Raw genomic sequence first — 19,463 nt, forward strand, 5'->3', positions numbered from 1 at the left:
CGCGGCGCGCACCGCCGAAGGCGACGTCGAAGCCGTACTGGTCGAGCGCCTGCTTGAGGCCCTCGGTCTTCATGATGTCGGTGTGGATCGCCGAGCCGTGGGTGAAGGGGTTGATGTCCTTCTCCACACCCTCGGGGTTGATGTGCACCAGCAGGTCCATGCCCGTCTCCTGCGCCATGCGGGTGCGGAAGCGGTACATCTCCTGGAATTTCCAGCGCGTATCGACGTGCAGCAGCGGGAAGGGCGGCACGGCCGGGTAGAAGGCCTTCATCGCCAGGTGCAGCATGACCGCGCTGTCCTTGCCGATGGAGTAGAGCATCACCGGGTTGTCGGCTTCGGCGACGACCTCGCGCAGGATGTGGATGCTTTCGGCTTCGAGCCGTTGCAGGTGGGTGAGTGTCATGGATTCTCCAGCTTGTTGCGGGATCTAGGGACGTAGGGGGCCGGCCGCGCCGCCGGGGTGGCGCGGTTCGGTACTGCGTGGAGCGTGGGGGTTCAGGCGGTCGCGTGCAGCCTATGCACCTGCCGCGGGTGTTGGGGTGGTCCGACTGCGGCCCGATCGGCCGCGGGCGGCACCGCCTCATAGAGCGTGCTGCGCTGGCGCAGCGGACGTTCGCAGCGCGCCGCAATCGCGCGCAGGTCGGCGGTCTCCATCAACTGGCCGTTGGCGCCGCCCGCGGCGCGCGTGATCGATTCGTACATCAGCGTGCCGCCGAGGTCGTTGGCGCCAGCCTGCAGGCACAGCGCCGCGCCTTCGGCGCCCATCTTGACCCACGAGGTCTGGATGTTCGGGATCAGCGGATGCAGCACCAGGCGGGCGACCGCGTGCATCAGCACCGATTCGCGCAGCGTCGGGCCGGAGCGGGCGCGGCCCTTGTGCCACAGCGGCGACTCCATATGCACGAAGGGCAGCGGCACGAACTCGGTGAAGCCGCCGGTCTTCGCCTGCAGGCGGCGGATGGCGAGCAGGTGGCGCGCCCAGTGCCGCGGGGCATCCACATGGCCGAACATGATGGTCGCGGTGCTGCGCATGCCGACTGCGTGCGCAGCCTCCATCACCTCGAGCCATTGCGCGCTGTCGAGCTTGTCCGGGCAGATGATGGCGCGCACCTCGTCGTCGAGGATCTCCGCCGCCGTGCCCGGCAGGGTGCGCAGGCCGGCGTCGCGCAGGCGGCGCAGGTAGTCGTGCAGCGACAGGCCCAGGGTGGCGGCGCCGTGACGGATCTCCAGCGGCGAGAAGGCATGGATGTGCATGTCGGGCGTCGCGCGCTTCACCGCCGCCAGCAGCTCGAGGTAGGTGTCGCCGGTGTAGTGCGGGTGAATGCCGCCCTGCATGCACACCTCGGTGGCGCCGCGCGCCCAGGCTTCGAGCGCACGGGCGGCGACCTGCTCGGCTTCGAGGCGGTAGGCCGGGCCGCGCAGCGTGGAGGCGGCGTGGCTCTTGGCAAAGGCGCAGAAGCCGCAGCGGTGCTGGCAGATGTTGGTGTAGTTGATGTTGCAGTTGCGCACGTGGGTGACCGCCTCGCCCACGGTGTCGCGGCGCAGGCGGTCGGCAGCCGCCATCACGGCGTGCAGGTCCGCGCCCTGCGCATCGAACAGGCGCACGATCTCGTCCTCGGCCAGCTCGCGACCCGCCAGGGCCTTGTCGAGCAGCGCGCGGATGGCCTGCGAGGGCGCCGTGGCGCCGGCTTGCGGCACGAAGGCGCGCAGCGCGGCGGGCGAGGGGGCCTGGCCGGTGCCGGCGAGCCAGTCGTCGGCGCGGGCGAAGCCGCTGGCGTCGGCGCGGCGCAGCAGGGCGGTGCACATCGCGGTGTCGGTCCACCGCGCGGCCTCGCGCACGAAGGTGGGGATGAGCGGCAGGCGGGGGCGCAGGTGGCGGCCGTGGGCTGCGGTCTCGGCGGCGAGTGCGTCGATCTGCGGCCAGGCTGCTTCCGGGTTCACGTGATCGAGCGTGACCGGCGAGATGCCGCCCCAGTCATTGACGCCGGCGCGCAGCAGCGGGCCGAGCTCGCCAGGCCGCAGGTTGGGCGGCGCCTGGATCGACATGCGGGCGCCGAAGATCAGGCGTGCCATCGCGATCGTCCAGGTGTGATCGTCCAGACCGGGCTCGTCCGCCCGTGCCATCACGGTCCCCGGCTTGGCGCGGAAGTTCTGCACGATGATCTCCTGCAGGTGCCCGTGCGCCGCGTTAAGGTCGCGCAGCGCGAGCAGGGAATCGACGCGCTCGCGCCGCGTCTCGCCGATGCCGATCAGGATGCCGGTGGTCATCGGCACCGCCTGCTCGCCGGCGAGGCGCAAGGTCTCGAGGCGGACGTCGGGGTGCTTGTCCACGCACTTCCAGTGCGGGCCGCCGCGCTCGCACAGACGGGTGGAGGACGACTCCAGCATGATGCCCATCGAGGCCGACAGCGGGCGCAGCAGGGCGATCTCTTCGGCGCTCATGGTGCCGGGGTTTACATGCGGCAGCAGCCCGGTCTCGCGATGCACCAGCGCGGCCATCTCCGCCAGGTATTCGATGGTCGAGCCGTGGCCGAGCGCGGCGAGGGCGTCGCGCGCCGCCTGGTAGCGCGACTCGGGGCGTTCGCCAAGGGTGAACAAGGCCTCGTGGCAGCCTGCCGCCGCGCCGGCGCGGGCGATGGCCAGCACCTCGTCGGCGCTCAGGTAGGCACTCGGCACCGCCTTCGGCGTGGTGGCGAAGGTGCAGTAGCCGCAGGTGTTGCGACACAGCCGGGTGAGCGGGATGAAGACCTTGCGCGAGTAGCCTACGCGGGTGCCGTGGCCGGCCACGGTCAGGGCCTCGGCGGCCTGCAGCAGCTCGGCGTGCGACGCGTGCTCGGCCAGCAGGTGGATGTCTTCGGGCGACAGCGTGTGTCCTGCCCGCGCGCGGGCGAGTCGGCTCAGAGCGAGGTCGTGCATGGCGAGGTTGTGCATGGCGTCAGGCTCCAGCGGGAGGGCTTGAGGGAAACGCCCGCTGCCGGCAGCAGGCAGGCGAGATCGGCGGGCGTGTCGATGTCGATGGCGAGGCCGTTCAATGCGGGCAGGGCCGGGGTGATGCGACGGATGCGTGCTTCCGCCAGGTGGTGCGACAGGCTGTTCGTGCCAAAGCGGAAGGGGAAGTCCAGCCTGTCCGCGATGAACAGCGCGTTGGTGCCGGTGCCGTGGCGGTCGGACGCCAGCGCCAGCCCCTGTCGCCGTCCGGCGCGGACGAAGCGGTCGATCTCGCTCGCTCGCACCAGAGGCAGGTCGGCGTGGATGACGAGCAGCGAGCTCGCACCGTGGTCCCGCAGCCTGTCGGCGGCCGCGCTCAAGGCCGGGTTCAGCCCCTGGCCGAGGTCGGGCAGGGCCAGCACGCCGGCGGGGATACGCTCGGGTTCGCTGCTGACGATGGCGACGTGGTCGATCTCCTGCGCATCCGCAAGGGCCGACAGCACGGTGTCGAGCATCGTCTGCACCAGTCCGGCGCGGGCGGCTTCGTCGAGCATGCCGGCCAGCCGCATCTTGCCGAGGCGGCGTGCCTTGAGCGGCACCACGGCCCAGCAGCTCATGGCCGCGCTCCCGCCGAGGCGGCAGCACACCCGGCGCGCTGCGTGGCAGGCGTTGTGGCCAGGGTTGCGAGGGGGGTGGAGTGTCGTGTCTGCATGGTCTTGGTGCTGTCCTTGGCAAAATTGAAACACCTCAGATACGACGACGGCTACTCGCTTTGGCGTGCTGATGGTCTGTCAGGGAGAAGTAAAAAGCGCAAGCAAAACAATATCTTGCGGGCTTCTTTTGAATGCAATCAGGCTAAAGCTGAAAAAGCTCGGTTTTTCGGGCGAGCGATTGCGTCAATGGGATGGAACGCGATTCGCTCAGGGCTTGTGGTGCAGCGCGGCCGCGAAGGCCAGCGTCTCTCGTGCAACGTGGACGCGGTCGGCCGGGCTCAGCATCAGTGTGTCGGTGACATGGACCGGCAGCGCCATGCGCTCGCGCAGGTGGGCATCGCGCGCATCCAGCACGAAGCCGTCGAGCAGGTCGCCGTAGTGGCGGACGATTTCGTCTGCGCTTACCGGAACGCCCAGCTCGGTCATGATCTTCGCCGTCGGCCCCTTCACCGCAGCGCCGCCGACCAAGGGCGAAACCGCAACGATCGGCACGCCGCGGGCACGCAGCAGCGCACGCAGGCCGGGTACGGCCAGAATGGGGGCGATGCTCAGGTAGGGGTTGGAAGGGCAGATCACGATGGCGCCCAGTGCCTCGTCGGCGAGCGCTCGTTCCAGCGTGGCGCAGGGCCGCGTGTCGGGTGCGAACACGAATTCGATCGCGCGTGTCACCGGGCGGCACTGCTGGCGCACGAAATAATCCTGGAAGTCGAACGTGCCTTCATCCGTCTGCACGCGGGTGCGCAGCGCCTGGTCGGACATCGGCACGATGTCGGCGTCGATGCCGAGGCGGCGCGCGAAGTCGGCAACGATGGCCGACAGCGGCTCGCCGGCCGCCAGCCGGCGGGTGCGCTCGACGTGGGTGGCGAGATCGCCGTCGCCGAGGCGGAACCAGGTCTCGCCGCCCAGGCGGGCCAGCGCGTCCATGAAGGTCCAGGTCTCGTCGCGCCGGCCCCAGCCGGTCTCGGGGTTGGCGAGGTCGGCGAGCGTGTATAGCGCGGTGTCGATGTCGGGCGAGACGTGAAGGCCCAGGTGGGTGAAGTCGTCGCCCGTATTGACTGCGACGGTGAGCCGGCCGCGGCCGGCCGCGTGCAGCAGGCCGTCGGCGAGCTTGGCGCCACCGACGCCGCCGCTCAGGGCGAGGATGCTGGGTGCGCTCATTGGAACAGGTCCGTGTCGATCGGGCGCACCAGCGCCCGGCAATCCGTCTCGGGCGCGGCCGGCATGAAGCCGCTGGCGACCACCACCGGCATGCCCTCGTCGCCTTCGCCCATCACCACTGCGGCACCGGCGGCCACCGCGTCGGCAAACGCGGTCTGGGTGATCTGCAGCGTGCGGCCGTGGCGGTCGGTATCGCCGCGGCGGTCGATCAGCGCCGGAATGCCGGCCGAGCCGAGCGCCACATTCACCACGCCGTTGCGCCACGGGCGACCGAAGCTGTCGCTGACGATCACGCCCACCGCCTGCCCGGTAGCCAGGCGCAAGGCCTCGCGCAGCGCGGCGGCCGAGGCGTCGGGGTCGAGCGGCAGCAGCAGGGCGCGTTCGCGGCCCACCTCGTCCGGCACGTTGGACATGTCGATGCCGGCGTTGGCCATCACGTAACCCAGGCGGTGACGCACGATCAGTACCCCCGGTACCGCGCGCAGCACGCGGTTGGACTCGGACAGCGTGAGCTCGACCAGGCGTGCATCCTTGCCCGTGATGTCGGCGAGCTCCTGTGCTTTGGCGGAAGGGACGATCTCATCGAGCCAGGCGAAGCGGCCTTCCGACTTCGACACGATCTTCTGCGCCACCACGACGATGCTGTCGTGGCCCAGCGCACTGCCATTCGCCGCCAGCGCGGCCACGATCATCGGTGCCAGCGCGTCGCCGGGCCGGACCTCGGGGATGCCGGCAAGCGCTTCGAAACACAGCCGGCGTCCCATGGCCGGCTCCTCAGGCGTCGGTGTTCATGTCGAGCTCGCCGGTGATGCACAGGCCGGCGCCGTCGACACGATAGGTCTTGTTGAGAAAGATCAGCACCGAGGTCATCGCCTCGGCCGCTGCGGAGTTGGCCAGGGCGCCGCCGTGCAGCCCGCGCAGGCCGGCGGCATCGGCCAGCGCGACCACCTGGGCGCGGTCGGCCTTGTCGTCGCCGAACACGAGCACGTCGCAGGCGATGTCCTCATCGGTCGCCAGCTTGTGCGCGGCCACGTTGTGGAAGGCGGAGACCACGCGGGCGGCTTCGCCCAGCGTGTGCTGGGCGCGCAGTGCGGCGCAGCCCTCGGGCGGCAGCTGTACGCGCATCACCTTGGGCGGCATCAGCGGCACCGTGGTATCCACCACCAGCTTGCCGGCCGCCGCGGCGCGGATCTCCTCCAGCGTGGCGACCTGCGATGCAAAGGGCACGCTGACCACGATCAGGTCGGCGCGGGCGGCGACGTCTGCATTGAGCCCCGAGCCGACCGCGGCGCCGGTCTCCGCAGCCAGCGCAGCCGCCGCTTCGCGCGCCTTGCCGGCGTCACGCGAGCCGATCTCGACGCGCAGCCCCGCCTTTGCCCAGCGGCGCGCAAGCGCGGCGCCCAGCTTGCCGGTGCCGCCGATGACGCCAATTGTTGTTGTGTTGTCGATGACCATCTAACTGTCTCCATGGGGTAGGCGCAACGCCCGGCGCTGCGGGCGCATGCGGTGCCAACCACGCTACGAGAGTTGATGGTCGGGGAGCATCGTCCGATCGGACGACATGCTGGCGGGGCCGATGCTCTGCGGGCTGAGGTCGTGGTGCCACCCCAGCCCGCAATCCACTTGCGAGTCCATGGTGCTCGTCTATGTTGAATCCATGACATGACGCCGGACTCATATGGGAGGTGCAGGGCGCGTTATGGAGAAGCCTGACTATGTCTACAAGTACCAATCTGCACCTCGAGTCGCGCAGATCGTGCGTGATCTCGCGTTCTACTTTGCCCCTGTTTCGCAGTTGAATGACCTGTACGAGTTTCGTGTCCGTTCGCTCTACACCGAGGTGCCCGAGAGCAAGTACCGCGTGCTTGCAAAGCAACTGGTTCACGAGCGCTGGTTCGATTCCGTGCAGGAGGCGGTCGAGGCAATAAAGAGCGGCGATCTGGAGAGTCAGGCGACAGAGACTTACGCGTATTTCATTCAGCAGCTTAACGCAATGCTTTCTAGTGTCATGCGGCACTCGGGCGTAACCTGCTTCTCGCAGTATCGAAACAATCAAAGGATGTGGGGAACGTACGGAGCCAATCACACAGGTGCGGTTATAGAGTTCTCGACATCAACGGACAGGTCCGGGTTTTCCTCCTATCTCATGCCAGTGTTGTATGTCGAGAGGCGCCTGGAGTTGTGTCCATCGGAATTCCTCACTGATTCGCTCACTCTCGACCAGTGGCTTTGTGGTGCCCTGTGCTGCATCAAGCACTGGCACTGGCGCGACGAGGGAGAGTGGAGGCTACTCCTCTTGGCGGATAGTGAGCAGGCTACAGAAGCGCGGATTGTTCCATTCGAACGAAGCGCGATAACCAGGGTGTTCCTGGGGCCGAGAATCTCCGAGGAAGATGAATACTGCATTCGTGACCTTGCGGCCCGCTGCACACCGGAGATTCCCGTCTTCAAGCGCAAGGTGGATGCTGAAGAAGCCAAGGAGGAACCTGTCGGCTTCGAGCGGATTCACTCGTTCGAGCAGCTCAAGTATTGGGCTGACCGATGCTCGCGCTCCTGAATATGATGGCTATTGATCAGTTGAAAAAACCGGCACGCTCGCACCGCCACTGAGCGTAAGGCCGGCCGCTGTGAGGTCGAACGTTGGCACACGATCGAGATCATCACGGATTGCCGGAGTTGGCCGGGCGCTGCCGGCCCGAGCGTAGAATCGGCAGCATTACCGCCAGATCGGCTCAGTTCGACAAGGCTTATCCCTCGCGGCAGGCGCCCGCACACTGAACGGCGCTTGCGGCGCGAGGGATAAACCCTATTCGTTGGGTGTCTCTACTCTTAATCACCTTTGGAACTCTTGAGAATGAATGGCGCATACGTCGTTGGTCACATCACGGTGAAGAACCACGAAATGTGGGCGGAATATCGAAGCAAAGTCCCTGGGACATTAACTCCTTGGGGAGGCGAACTTGTCTTTCGTGGCAAACAATTGGCTGCCCTTGCTGGCGATAACCCACATCCAGATATCGTCGTCATCCGTTTTCCAACCGTCACCGCTTTGAATAGTTGGTTTTCGTCGGCTGCGTATCAGTCACTCATCCCGCTTCGGCAGGAGGCAGCGGAAATGGTCTTGCTGTCGTATGAGGCTTAGTTTGCTCCCTCCACCGGAAGCCCGGATACGCGCTCCTTACCTCCAACGTTGAATGCGTGGAATTTCGAGCGCAACTAAGGCGAAGTCAGCCCAGGAGGTCGCCGATGACCCTGTTCAAGTATCGCAAGCCTCAAGGCTACATACCGCCTGTTGGACACCAGGAACTTCTGGCCCGCTACGCGAGAGGAGAGCGCTACTTCGAGCACGCTTCACTCCGCCATGCGTTCCTGAGCGGCAGAACACTGAGCAATGTGAACCTTGCCCACGCCGACCTTAGCGATGCGTATTTGGACAATGCAGCGCTGGATGGAGTCGACCTGACGAGTGCGGTTTGCATCAACGCCAACTTTTCTAAGGCGGCTCTGTATCAGTGCTGTTTTTCCCATGCGGACCTGCGGGGTGCCATCTGGTACATGACGCGTCTCAGGCACGTGAGCTTCTTCGCTGCGCAGCTTGACGCGGCACAGTTTCTGGAATGCCTGCAATGGTCCGACGACGACGAGCGCCTCGGGCTCATGCCCCACCTTGCGACCAAGCGAACGTGTTTTGTCAGCTATGCCTCGTCAGACGATGCACTCGCAGGACGTGTCGCCAGGGTCCTTCAGCGTGCCAACATCCCGCACTGGCTCATGCCCTTCGCCAGTTGGTTCGGTCGCGATTCCCTCATTGGCGATCGGGCCGTTGCTGATCAGTTGCGGCGCAGCATCGGTATGTGCGATGTCTTCATCGTCGCCCTCTCGCCGGGCGCCTTGGAGAGCCGGTGGGTGCAGTTCGAGATCGATGCGGCGACGAAGCTTCATCGGTCGGTAGGCAGACCGCAGCTTATCGCGCTGATAGGCCACTCCGTGACTGGCACGGCCGCAGCACTCCGGGACTTCGAACTCATCGACTGCGTCGGCGAGCACGAAGCGGCCGGTTTGGGGCGCGTCGTTGCGCTAATGTGCTAACCGCAGGTTCGGGCCCTTCACTGAGTTAAAAGCTAGACGTTAAGCAGATTCACTCGGCTCACTGAACGATATCGCGCAGATTACGGGCACACGAAGTACGGTCACCCGTGTGGCCGCCCGCTCCCGGAACGGGTTGATACACGGGGACACCGATGGCGCTTCGGGATGTTCCGCCGCCTGGTGACGCGCCAATGCGGGGGACGAGTGCGGAGGCCGGCACGCTGAGGACTGCGTGCCGGCGCCGTGTGGCGGGGCCTTACGCGCCCGCAGCCAGGGTCGGATAGTCGGTGTAGCCCTGCGGTCCCGGGGTGTAGAAGGTCGCGGGGTCGGGTGCGTTGAGCGCGGCCTTGCGACGGATGCGCTCGGGCAGGTCGGGGTTGGCGAGGAAGGCGGTGCCGAAGGCGACTGCGTCGATCTTGCCGGCGGCGATCGCGGCCTCGGCTTCGTCGGCGCTGTAGCCCATGTTGCCGATCAGCACGCCGCGGAACATCGCCCGCGCCGGCGTCATCACGTCGCCGTGCTGCTTGCCGAAGAAGTCGCCGCGCATCAGGTGCAGGTAGGCGAGGCGGTAGTCGTTGAGGCAGCCGGCGAGCCACTCGATGAGGCCGAGCGGGTCGCTGTCGACCATGTCGTTGTAGCTGTTGAGTGGCGACAGGCGCACACCGACGCGACCGCTGCCCCACACCGTGCACACCGCCTCGATGACCTCGAACAGCAGGCGGGCGCGGTGTTCGCGCGGGCCGCCGTAGGGGCCGCTGCGCTTGTTGCTGCCGTCGCGCAGGAATTCGTCGAGCAGGTAGCCGTTGGCGCCGTGCACCTCGACGCCGTCGAAACCGGCGGCGCGCGCGTTCTCGGCGGCACGTGCGAAGCCGGCGACGATGGCCGGCAGCTCGTCGTCGCGTAGCTCACGCGGCACCACGTAGGGCTGCTTGCCCTCGGGCGTATGGACTTCGTCGCCGGTGATCGCGAGCGCGCTGGGCGCCACTGGCTGGCGGCCGTCGTTGAGCAGCGGGTGGCAGGCGCGGCCGCCGTGCCAGATCTGCAGCACGATTCGCCCGCCGGCGGCATGCACCGCGTCGGTGACCTTCTTCCAGCCCGCGACCTGGGCTTCGGAGTGGATGCCGGGCTCGCGCCAGAAAGCGGAGTTGCCTTCCATCGCCATCGTCGCCTCGGCGATCAGCAGGCCGGCGCTGGCGCGCTGGGCGTAGTGGGTGGCCATCAGTTCGCCGGGTACGTGGCCGTCCTCGGCGCGGCAGCGTGTCAGCGGCGCCATCAGGATGCGGTTCGGCAGGAGGAGGTCGCCGGCCTGGAGCGGGGTGAACAGATCGGTCATGAGAGAACGGTCCTCGGTTGATAAGGGTGAATGAGGATGGTGGATTGCATGGACCCGGCGCCGCGCAGTGTGCGAGGCTGTAGGCCCATCATCGAAGGCCCCGTCAGACGTACTGGGGCGATCGGGCCCATACTTTCCGTGTATCTGCGCGACCCGGATGGAAATCTCATAGAGGTCTCCGAGCAGATTAGCGCCTAGCGCGACAGATCGCCGCTGCCTTGCGCGTCACCCATGCAGCGCAAGCGCCTCATCCGATCTCGGCCAGGAAGCGCACGCGCGCGCTTTCCAGTTCCAGCCGTCCGGCGTCGTCCACAAGCCGCAGCGCTGCGCGGTGATAGGTCTCGAACGCGGCCCTGACCTTTACGGAATCCAGTGCCGGGGTGGGTTCCTCTTCTGCCTCGGTGGCCCATGCCTCGCCTGGGATGGGCTGGAGCGTTGCGTGCTTGGGGATGAAGTCCACCCCGCCGCTGTCCGCTGCGGCGGTCATCGGGCCGACCTTGGTGTAGTTGCCGCCTTTCCAGTGGAAGCGGGCGCCGGGCGGGAGCTTGTCGATCTTCATCGGTCTGCGCAGCGGAGGTGTCGGGGCGCACAGTCTATTGGAAGTGCGCCGCCGCTTGGGCGTTCAGGGCTGCGGCCGAGGCTTGATCGCGATGCGCAGGTGCTGGCTGAGGTCGCCGGTGAAGTCGAGCTGGCGGTAGTCGCGCTCGACGAAACACCACTCGCCGTCGATACGGGCGAAGCGGTCGTGGTAGCGGCCGCTGGCGATGATCTGCAGCGGCAAGGCGTCGGTGGCCTGCATCACGGTGAAGCAGGAGCGGGCCTGTGCGGTGCCGGCCGCTTCGTCGATGTCGAGGATGGGGTTGGTGACGAGGTGGCGGGTGCGGGGGGTGCCGCAGGGGTGGATGACGAGGATCTTGCGCCACAGGGCGAGCAGGCCGTCGGCGTCGAGCGGGCCGGCAGCGCCGGTCTCGATGCGGGCGTGGCGGAAGAGGGCGGCGGCGTCCTCGAGGCGGCCTTCGTCGATGGCTTCGGCGTAGCGGTAGAGGAGGTTGCAGATTGCGGTGGCGGCGGTGCTCATCGTGTGCTCCCGTGGGGGCGTCGCCCCTGCGTGGGGTGGGCGGAAACGAAAAAAACCGGGCGGCGGCATGTGCACCGCGCGCCCGGCCCAGGGACGATGGTGAGGCTCAGGCCGACAGCCCGGCGAGCATGCCGGACTTGACGGCACCCTCGATGTAGCCGATCTGCGCGCCGTCGCCGACCGCGCTGACCGGCACGCCGGCCGCTTCGAGCGCACGTGCCAGACTGTCGTCCGGGCGGGCGCCGACGGCGAGCACGACCGAATCGGCCGCCAGGGTGTGTTGCTGCCCCTCGGCGTCGGTGTAGCGGAGCGCCTTCTTGTCGATCGCGTCGACCTTCACCTTGGTGTGCAGCGCCACGCCATGCTGGCGCAGGGTGTCCAGCACCCGCCAGCGGCGCACGATCGACAGCTCGCGGCCCAGGCTGGGGCCTTCTTCCAGCACCACGACCTCGCGGCCGCGATCGACCAGGAATTCGGCCAGTTCGACGCCGACCAGGCCGCCGCCGATGATGGCGACCTTCTTGCCAAGCGGCATCCACACCCGCGACAGGTTCTGGATGGCGTCGGTGCTGTCGGTGACGCCGACCAGGCTGCCGGCCTTCATCAGCGTGCGCTGGGTGAAGGACAGCTTGCGTTTGGCGATCTCGTCCGCGCGGTCATCGGTCATCAGCCGGCGCAACTCGTCGCCCGACCACACGTGGTCCATGTCGGCGCCGGGGATCGGTGGCGCATTGCGCTCGGCGCCGGTGGCGACGATGACTGCGGTGGCGCCGAGCTGGCGGACGAGCTCGGGGGTGGCGACGGTGTCGAGGCGGACGTCGATGTGCAGCTTCTTCATCTGCGTCGTCAGGTAGTCGAGCAGGGCGCCGTTCTCGGCGTAGGCCAGTGCGGCGAAGAACAGCGTGCCGCCCAGCCGGCCGCTGCGCTCTACCAGGGTGACCTTGTGACCGCGCAGCGCAGCGGCACGCGCCGCCTCCATGCCGGCCGGGCCGCCGCCGACGACGAGCACGTGGCCCGGTTTGACGGCCGGCACCAGGCGGATCTCGGCCTCGTGGCCGGTCATCGGGTTGACCGCGCATTTGACGCGCTGGTTGACGAAGATCTGGCTGACACAGGCGTAGCAGTAGATGCAGGGCCGGATGTCCTCGGGGCGGTTCTCGATCAGCTTGTTGGGCAGTTCGGGGTCGGCGAGCATCTTGCGCGCCATGGCGACGAAGTCGCACTGGCCGGCGGCGATGGCGTTGTCGGCGACCTCGGGCTCGAGGCGGCCGACGGCGATCACCGGGACCTTCACCGCTTCCTTGATCTCGGCTGCCCACAGCAGGAAGCCGGCCTTCTGCTGCACCAGCGGCGCTTCGGTGAAGGCCACGCCGGTGCTGGTGTTGGCGTAGGCCGACACGCTCATTGCGTCGCAGCCGGCCTGTTCGGCCATGCGCGCGAAGACCTTCGCTTCTTCCAGCGTGATGCCGCCCTCGGTGCGCAGCTCATAGGCGTCCAGGCGCAGCCACACCGGGTAGTCGGCACCGACGCGAGCGCGCACGCCGGCGATCACTTCGCGCAGGAAGCGGCCACGGTTCTCGATCGAGCCGCCGTATTCGTCGTCGCGCCTGTTGTAGTAGCCCGACAGGAAGCCGGCAATGATGTAGTTGTGTGCGGCGTGCAGTTCGACGCCGTCGAAGCCGGCACGCTGGGCGCGTTCGGCCGCGGCGGCGAACCATTCGATCATCTGCGCGATGTCGGCCTGCTCCATCACGCGGATCTTCACGCCGGCCTTCTCGCGGCCCTTCGACGAGCTGATGAAGGCGCCGAGCTCCTCCTGCGTCAGCGCGGCGAACATGTCGGTCTTGACCGCCGGCGGCATGGACGGCACCCACAGCTCGCGGCCCTCGGCGAGGTCGCGCACCGAGTTCTTGCCGGCGTGCTGCAGCTGGGCGGCGATCTTTGCGCCGTGCTTGTGGACGCGGTCGACGATGCCCTTGAGCCCGGGGATGAACTTGTCGTCCGAGAGGCCCACCTGGTAGGGCTCGGCGGTGCCGTGCGGGTAGGCGATGGCGACCACGCCCATGGTCAGCAGGCCGGCGCCGCCCGCGGCGCGCGCTTCGTAATAGGCCTGGATGCGTTCGCCGCAGGTGCCATCGGCCTCGGCGAAGTTCGAACCCATCGGTGCCATCACGATGCGGTTGCGAACTTCCATGTTGCCGATGCGGCCGGGCTGCAGCAGGTTGTCGAAGGCTCCCATGGCGTGGCTTACCCCTTGGTCAGGAAATCGATGCAGCTGCGGTTGAACAGCTCACGGTGCTCAACCTGCACCCAGTGGCCGCACTGGTTGAGCAGGATCATGCGCGCGTTGGGCGCGTTCTCGATCACCTTCAGCGCGCCGGTGTGCGGGTTGAACTTGTCGTCCGTGCCCCAGAAGCCGAAGATCGGCGCCTTGATCTCGTGCAGGCGCGTGGTCATGTTCGGGACCATCATGGTCGAGAACAGGTTGGCCGGCTGCGACGGGGCGATGGCCGCGCGCTCGTTGATGATGCTGTCGTCGAGCAGGCTGGGGTCGAACACCTGCAGGCTCATCACATGGCGCATCTCGACCGGGCCCATCGGGCCCTTGGCAAAGGTTTCCACCATGCGCACGATGCCTTCCATCCTGAAGTAGGTCTCGCGCTCCTCGACGCCGCCGGGCGCCATCAGGATCAGGCGCTCGACCGTGTCCGGGTGGGCCAGCGCCTGGCCGAGCGCGATCGCGCCGCCCAGCGAGTTGCCGAGCAGGGTGCATTTCGCCACGCCGATCTTGCCCAGGAAAGCGTTCAGGCAGGTGACGAAGAACGCCAGGTTGTACTGCACGTCCGCGGGCTTGTCCGAGCGCCCGAAGCCGGGCAGGTCGAGCACGATGTTGCGGAAGCCGGCCTCGGCAAAGGCCGGGTAGTTGCCCTTGAAGTTGCTGTAGCCGCTCGCACCCGGGCCGCTGCCGTGCAGCCACACCACCACCGGCCCCTGGCCGACATCGAGATAGTGCAGGCGCAGTCCGCTGTCGAGCTCGGCGAACTGGTCGAGGGGGATGGGCAGATCGGATGATGAGGTCATTCGCGGGTCTCCGGGGGCTGGGTTGTCTTGTTGAGGGTCAGGCGCGCGCGACTGCGGCGTTGGCCGGCGGCGGTGTGGTGGCCTGGAGTTTGCGGCGATAGCGCGGCAGGGCGGCGAGCAGGCAGGCCGCGGTGAGCAGGTACAGCAGGACCGACGCCGCCAGTGCGTAGCGCAGCGCCTCCTGGCCGAGGCTGGGGTTCATCAGGTCGCTCAGGCCGCCGACGATGATCGGACCCAGGCCGACGCCCAGCAGCGTCATCGCCATGACGAAGATGGCCGTGGCCTGTGCCAGGCGGTGCGGCGGGAAGAGGTGGCTGATCGCGCCGAAGCAGGGCACCGACCACCAGATCGCCGTGAAGCAGAAGCCCAGGTAGAACAGGTAGGCCTCGGGGACGGGGAGCGAGCCGATGTGGAAGGCAACGCCCGCCGGCCAGAGGTAGAAGGCCAGCCCGAGGGGGACGGTGATCACGCAGGCAATGATGGGAATGATCAACTGCCAGCCCGGGTCCTTGGCGACCATGCGGTCGGTGATGGCGCCGCACATCAGCGTGGCGATGGTGGAGGCGACGCCGCCGCCGATGCCGACGAGCAGGCCGGCCTGCTGCATGGTCAGGCCGTGCGAGCGGATCAGGAAGCTCGGGTTCCACGTCCCGATGGCGTAGCCCATGACGGCGGCGAGCGTGCCGGCGGCCACCACGAGCATGAAGGCGGGGGTCTCGAACAACGCGCGCAGCGTGCTGCGCCAGTTCTCGTCCTGCGCGCCGGCTGCGCTCCTCGCGGGTGCGGCGATGCGCGGGCTGCGCACGGTGAGCAGGAAGATCAGGCCGATGAGCACGCCCGGTGCGCCGATGACCAGGAAGGCGGTGCGCCAGCCGTAGGTTTCGGCGATCCAGCCGCCCAGGCCCAGGCCGAACACTGCACCGAGGCTGGGGCCCATGAGGAACACCGAGAGGGCGCGGGAGCGCTGTTCGGGCGGGTAGAGCTCGGACACCATCGCCACCGATGGCGCCGTGCCGCCGGCCTCGCCTACGGCCACGCCGATACGGAACAGCAGCAGCATCGCAAAGCTGGTGGCGATGCCGCACAGCATGGTCATCGCGCTCCAGGCGATGCAGGCGAGTGCGATCACCGGCTTGCGCCCGATGCGGTCTGCGAGGCGCCCGAAGGGGAAGCCGAACAAGGTGTAGAAGATCGCGAACGCGACGCCCGACAGCAGGCCGATCTGGGTGTCCGAGATGCCGAACTCGAGCTTGATCGGCTCGATCAGGATCGAGATCACCAGGCGGTCGATGTAATTGAAGATGTAAATCACCGCGAGCATGAAAAGGGCATAGTGGCTATGCCAGGTCACGCGGTGCGGGGCAGCGGGGCTCGTGCTCACGGCCATGTCTCCTAATGTTTGCCAGCCGGGCAGGCGGCTCTTCTCTTTGTGCATGCCTATCCTCGGCTGCGCTGGCAAGCGTGGCATCGTCCATTCAGACGACGGTTGCAGGCAGGCGTTTCACCGTATGCGCTGTCGGCGTGGGTAGTCTCATTGGACGATGTCGATGGGGTGCGTCGGGAGAACACTGATCGCCATAGCGTCCCACGCCTGGCCAGGGTGTGGGTTGGCCAGAACGCATACGTGGAGACGATCGATGAGCTTTGCAGGCAAGGTGGTATTCGTGACGGGCGCTGCCCAGGGCATGGGGCGCGCCATCGTGTCCCATTTCGCAGCAGCAGGTGCGAGCGTGGTGGCTGCCGACATCAACGCAGACGCTGCGGCCGAGGCGGTTGCGGCGCTTGGCGAACGCGGCCTCGCGCTGGCCTGCAACGTGTCCGACCCGGCCTCCGTCAAGGCCGCCTTCGCGGCCGTCGATGCGCGCTTCGGCCGTGTCGACGTGGTGATCAACAGCGCCGGCATCGGTTCGGTCGACGCCTTCCTCGATACCCCCGACGACAACTGGATGCGGGTGATCGGCGTCAACCTCACCGGCAGCTTCCTGTGCTGCCGCGAGGGCGCCCGCCTGATGCAGAAGTGCGGCGCCAAGGGCGCGATCATCAACGTGTCGAGCACCGCCGCGATGTCGGGCGAGGGGCCGAGCCACTACTGCGCCTCCAAGGCGGGCGTCATGGGGCTGACGCGCAGCATCGCGCGCGAACTTGCGCCCAGCGGCATCCGTGTCAATACCATCGTCCCCGGGCCGACCAACACGCCGATGATGGCCGGGATTCCCGACGAGTGGATGCAGGCCATGATCAAGGCCATCCCGCTCGGCCGCATGTGCGAGCCGGAGGAGATTGCCCGCGTCGCCGGCTTCCTTGCCAGCGACGATGCCGGTTTCATCACCGGCCAGAACATTGCCGTCAATGGCGGCATGGCCTTCATCTGAGCGGCGGTGCCATGACCAACGCCGCAGCCCCCGCCGACCTGCTCGCCCGCATCGACCGCCTGGAATCGATCGAGGCCATCCGCCAGCTTGCCGGAAAGTACTCGCTGTCGCTCGACATGCGCGACCTCGATGCGCATGTGAACCTCTTTGCGCCCGACATCCGCGTCGGTCGCGAGAAGGTGGGCCGGGCCCACCTCAAGGCCTGGGTGGATGACACCCTGCGCGACCAGTTCAGCGGTACATCGCACCATCTCGGCCAGCACATCATCGAATTTACCGATCCGGACCATGCCATCGGCGTGGTGTACTCGAAGAACGAGCATGAGACCGGCCCGGAGTGGGTAATCATGCAGATGTTGTACTGGGATGATTACGAGAGAATCGATGGGCGCTGGTATTTCCGCCGCCGCCTGCCCTGCTACTGGTACGCCACCGATCTCAACAAGCCGCCCATCGGCGACCGCAAGATGCGCTGGCCGGGGCGCGAGCCCTACCAGGGCACCTTTCACGACCTGTTCCCGTCCTGGAATGCGTTCTGGGCCGCGCGCCCGGACAAGGCTCAGCTGCCCGAGGTGGCCGAGCCGGCGCCGCTCGAATGCTTCCTCAAAACCCTGCGCCGCGGTGCGCCGGATCCGCGGATCCGCGTGCGCTGACACGGGCGTGACCGACCTGCAAGCGAGCCAAGCTCGACAACACGAAATGGAGATGGGCGCATGTCCGATTCCGCTGCTGTCCTGAACCCGCAGGCGGCCACCAGCAAGGTGGTGCCGCGCGAGCAAACCCAGGCCAAGCTCGACCAGCGTTCGCGTGCTGCGAACCTGATCAAGCCGGGCGACACGTACACGATCGCCGACCGCGTCGAAGAGCAGGCACGTCGTCTAGGCGACCACGTCTTCCTGATCTACGGCGACCAACGCTACAGCTATGCCGAGGTCGATGCCCGCGCCGATCAGGTCGCCCATGCCATGCATGCGCGCGGCCTGCGTTGTGGCGACGTGTGCGCGCTGGCGATGGAGAACCGGCCCGAGTTCTTCTTCTACTGGTTCGGCCTGGCCAAGCTGGGCGTCGTCACCGCGGTCATCAACACCCAGGTGAATGGCCGTCCGCTCGTGCATGCGCTCGAGACCACCCAGGCGCGCGCAGTGATCGTGGGCGAGGAGTGCCTGGAGAACTTCGTCCTCACCGCCGACCGCCCCGCTCAGCCGCTGTATGTCGTGGCCGATGCAGAGAAGCCCGCCAGCGCGGCGCAGCGCGCCATCGCCGCAGCCGACATCACTGCAGAGGTGGCCGCGGCGGCGCGCAGCACCTTCCCGCGCGCGGGCCGTGCCGAGGTGCGTGCCGAATCCTCGATGCTGCTGATCTTCACCTCCGGCACCACCGGCCTGCCCAAGGCTGCGCGCTACAGCCACATGCGCTGGATGTCGTCCGGCGACGTCATGGAGGTCACGCTGGACGTCACGCCCGACGATGTCTTCTACTGCTGCCTGCCGCTCTACCACGGCGCCGCGGCCACCTCGGTGACCTCGACCGCGCTCAAGGCCGGCGGCAGCATCGTGGTGCGGCGCAAGTTCAGCACCCGCGAGTTCTGGAAGGACGTGCGCGCGAACCGCATCACCATATTCCAGTACATCGGCGAGATCTGCCGCTACCTGCTCAATGCGCCGCCGCAGGCGGACGATCGCGACCACAGCCTGCGCTGCATGTTGGGCGCGGGGCTCACGCCCGAGACCTGGACGCGCTGGCTCGAGCGCTTCGGCCCCATCCAGGTCTTCGAGGGCTGGGGTTCGACCGAGGCCAACACGGCGCTCATCAACGTCGATAACTACATCGGCTCTTGCGGCCGGGTGCCGGACTGGAACAAGACCAACTTCCGCCTGGTGCGCTACGACGTCGAGACCGAGTCGCATCCGCGCGACGACAACGGCCGCTACATCCTGTGCAAGCCGGGCGAGGTCGGCGAGGGCATCGGCTTCATCGTCAACCACCCGGAGATCGGAGGTGGTCGCTTCGAGGGCTACACGTCGCAGGAGGCGACCGAGAAGAAGATCCTGCGCAACGTGTTTGCCGACGGCGACGCGTTCTGGAGCTCGGGCGACCTGCTGCGCTATGACGACGAGGGCTACTTCTACTTCGTCGACCGCATTGGCGACACCTATCGCTGGAAGAGCGAGAACGTGTCCACCGCCGAGGTGGCGGATGCGCTGTCCGACTATCCGGGCATGGAGCTGGTGAACATCTACGGCGTCAAGGTGCCCGGGCACGAGGGTCGTGCCGGCATGGCGGCGATCGTGATGCAGCCGGGCAGGGTGTTCGACCCCGAGGCCTTCTTCGCGCTCACCGAGGCTCGTCTGCCCCGCTACGCGGCGCCGCAGTTCGTGCGCGTGTCGAGCGCGGCCGATCTCACCACCACCTACAAGCTGCGCAAGGTCGATCTGCAGCGCCAGGGCTATGACCCGAGTGCGTTCGACGACCCCCTGTTCGTGCGCGACGAGCGGGCCGGTACCTACCAGCCCTATTCGGAAGAAGCACTCCAGCGCGCCGGTTTGCCGCCCTTCGCCTGAACGCCCGCAACGGGGTCGAGACCGCCATGGCGCCTTCGGGCGCCTTTTTTCTGGACCTAGTCCATTTGGACGATGTTTGCCTTGCCGGCTTGCGACAATCTCAGCACCGTGCAGGAGGAGACACCTGGACGGCAGTCGCGGCAAAGCGGC

The 19,463-nt window shown here is 67.3% G+C and carries 18 protein-coding genes; 6 read left to right on the forward strand and 12 right to left on the reverse strand.

Features of this window, described 5'->3' with window-relative positions:
* The 6 genes from cysD to npdG all read right to left on the reverse strand — a co-directional run.
* Window positions 1-403 (reverse strand): sulfate adenylyltransferase subunit CysD (gene cysD / locus P7F68_RS15080; RefSeq protein ID WP_277834345.1); only part of this gene is annotated, 403 nt, incomplete at its 3' end.
* Window positions 404-495: 92 nt separating this feature from the next.
* Window positions 496-2,931, reverse strand: coding sequence for a 5-amino-6-(D-ribitylamino)uracil--L-tyrosine 4-hydroxyphenyl transferase CofH (gene cofH / locus P7F68_RS15085; RefSeq protein WP_277834347.1), 2,436 nt, complete (start codon window positions 2,929-2,931; stop codon window positions 496-498).
* Window positions 2,898-3,545 (reverse strand): 2-phospho-L-lactate guanylyltransferase, encoded by a 648-nt coding sequence (gene cofC / locus P7F68_RS15090; protein ID WP_277834348.1) that lies wholly within the window; start codon window positions 3,543-3,545, stop codon window positions 2,898-2,900. The genes cofH and cofC overlap by 34 nt, the downstream gene beginning before the upstream one ends.
* 303 nt (window positions 3,546-3,848) lie before the next feature.
* Window positions 3,849-4,799 (reverse strand): 2-phospho-L-lactate transferase, encoded by a 951-nt coding sequence (gene cofD / locus P7F68_RS15095; RefSeq protein WP_277834350.1) that lies wholly within the window; start codon window positions 4,797-4,799, stop codon window positions 3,849-3,851.
* On the reverse strand, window positions 4,796-5,563 hold the full coding sequence (cofE, locus tag P7F68_RS15100; RefSeq protein WP_277834352.1) for a coenzyme F420-0:L-glutamate ligase: 768 nt from the start codon (window positions 5,561-5,563) through the stop codon (window positions 4,796-4,798). The genes cofD and cofE overlap by 4 nt, the downstream gene beginning before the upstream one ends.
* 10 nt (window positions 5,564-5,573) lie before the next feature.
* Complete coding sequence (npdG, locus tag P7F68_RS15105; RefSeq protein ID WP_002939182.1) at window positions 5,574-6,254, reverse strand: NADPH-dependent F420 reductase; 681 nt, start codon at window positions 6,252-6,254, stop codon at window positions 5,574-5,576.
* Between the two features lie 244 nt (window positions 6,255-6,498).
* On the opposite strand from npdG, the gene P7F68_RS15110 reads away from it, so the two are divergent.
* The 3 genes from P7F68_RS15110 (at window position 6,499) to P7F68_RS15120 (ending at window position 8,888) form a co-directional block, all read left to right on the forward strand.
* The gene (locus P7F68_RS15110; RefSeq protein WP_277834354.1) at window positions 6,499-7,356 is read left to right on the forward strand and encodes a DUF2971 domain-containing protein; all 858 of its coding nucleotides are present in this window, start codon (window positions 6,499-6,501) and stop codon (window positions 7,354-7,356) included.
* A 297-nt stretch (window positions 7,357-7,653) separates the two neighbouring features.
* Entirely contained in the window at window positions 7,654-7,941 is a 288-nt protein-coding gene (locus tag P7F68_RS15115) for a DUF1330 domain-containing protein (protein WP_002925232.1), read from the forward strand.
* A gap of 104 nt (window positions 7,942-8,045) precedes the next feature.
* Window positions 8,046-8,888: a toll/interleukin-1 receptor domain-containing protein gene (locus tag P7F68_RS15120; protein ID WP_002939177.1), complete on the forward strand. Its 843-nt coding sequence runs from the start codon at window positions 8,046-8,048 to the stop codon at window positions 8,886-8,888.
* A gap of 256 nt (window positions 8,889-9,144) precedes the next feature.
* Here the strand turns inward: P7F68_RS15120 and P7F68_RS15125 are convergent, their stop codons facing one another.
* From P7F68_RS15125 to P7F68_RS15150, 6 genes are all read right to left on the reverse strand, one after another.
* Window positions 9,145-10,221 carry an alkene reductase gene (locus P7F68_RS15125; protein ID WP_277834359.1) on the reverse strand — a complete coding sequence of 359 codons (1,077 nt, stop codon included), beginning with the start codon at window positions 10,219-10,221 and terminating at the stop codon, window positions 9,145-9,147.
* 247 nt (window positions 10,222-10,468) lie between these two features.
* Window positions 10,469-10,780 (reverse strand): hypothetical protein, encoded by a 312-nt coding sequence (locus P7F68_RS15130; protein WP_277834361.1) that lies wholly within the window; start codon window positions 10,778-10,780, stop codon window positions 10,469-10,471.
* A 63-nt stretch (window positions 10,781-10,843) separates the two neighbouring features.
* Complete coding sequence (locus tag P7F68_RS15135) at window positions 10,844-11,299, reverse strand: nuclear transport factor 2 family protein (protein WP_002925220.1); 456 nt, start codon at window positions 11,297-11,299, stop codon at window positions 10,844-10,846.
* 106 nt (window positions 11,300-11,405) lie between these two features.
* Complete coding sequence (locus P7F68_RS15140) at window positions 11,406-13,538, reverse strand: oxidoreductase (protein ID WP_277834363.1); 2,133 nt, start codon at window positions 13,536-13,538, stop codon at window positions 11,406-11,408.
* Window positions 13,539-13,546: 8 nt separating this feature from the next.
* The gene (locus tag P7F68_RS15145; RefSeq protein WP_277834365.1) at window positions 13,547-14,380 is read right to left on the reverse strand and encodes an alpha/beta fold hydrolase; all 834 of its coding nucleotides are present in this window, start codon (window positions 14,378-14,380) and stop codon (window positions 13,547-13,549) included.
* A gap of 37 nt (window positions 14,381-14,417) precedes the next feature.
* Window positions 14,418-15,767, reverse strand: a complete 1,350-nt coding sequence (locus P7F68_RS15150; protein WP_277834474.1) for a spinster family MFS transporter — start codon at window positions 15,765-15,767, stop codon at window positions 14,418-14,420.
* 250 nt (window positions 15,768-16,017) lie between these two features.
* Here P7F68_RS15150 and P7F68_RS15155 point away from each other — a divergent pair, with 250 nt between their 5' ends.
* From P7F68_RS15155 to P7F68_RS15165, 3 genes are read left to right on the forward strand one after another with little or no spacing between them, the layout of a single operon-like run.
* On the forward strand, window positions 16,018-16,752 hold the full coding sequence (locus tag P7F68_RS15155) for an SDR family NAD(P)-dependent oxidoreductase (RefSeq protein ID WP_002939169.1): 735 nt from the start codon (window positions 16,018-16,020) through the stop codon (window positions 16,750-16,752).
* Window positions 16,753-16,763: 11 nt separating this feature from the next.
* Entirely contained in the window at window positions 16,764-17,405 is a 642-nt protein-coding gene (locus P7F68_RS15160) for a nuclear transport factor 2 family protein (protein WP_002939167.1), read from the forward strand.
* A gap of 60 nt (window positions 17,406-17,465) precedes the next feature.
* A complete protein-coding gene (locus P7F68_RS15165; RefSeq protein ID WP_277834369.1) occupies window positions 17,466-19,313 on the forward strand; it encodes a long-chain-acyl-CoA synthetase in 1,848 nt (615 codons plus the stop codon).
* The last annotated feature ends 150 nt before the right edge of the window (window positions 19,314-19,463 follow it).

It is taken from the genome of Thauera mechernichensis, from assembly GCF_029588855.1.
GTDB classification, from domain to species: domain Bacteria; phylum Pseudomonadota; class Gammaproteobacteria; order Burkholderiales; family Rhodocyclaceae; genus Thauera; species Thauera mechernichensis.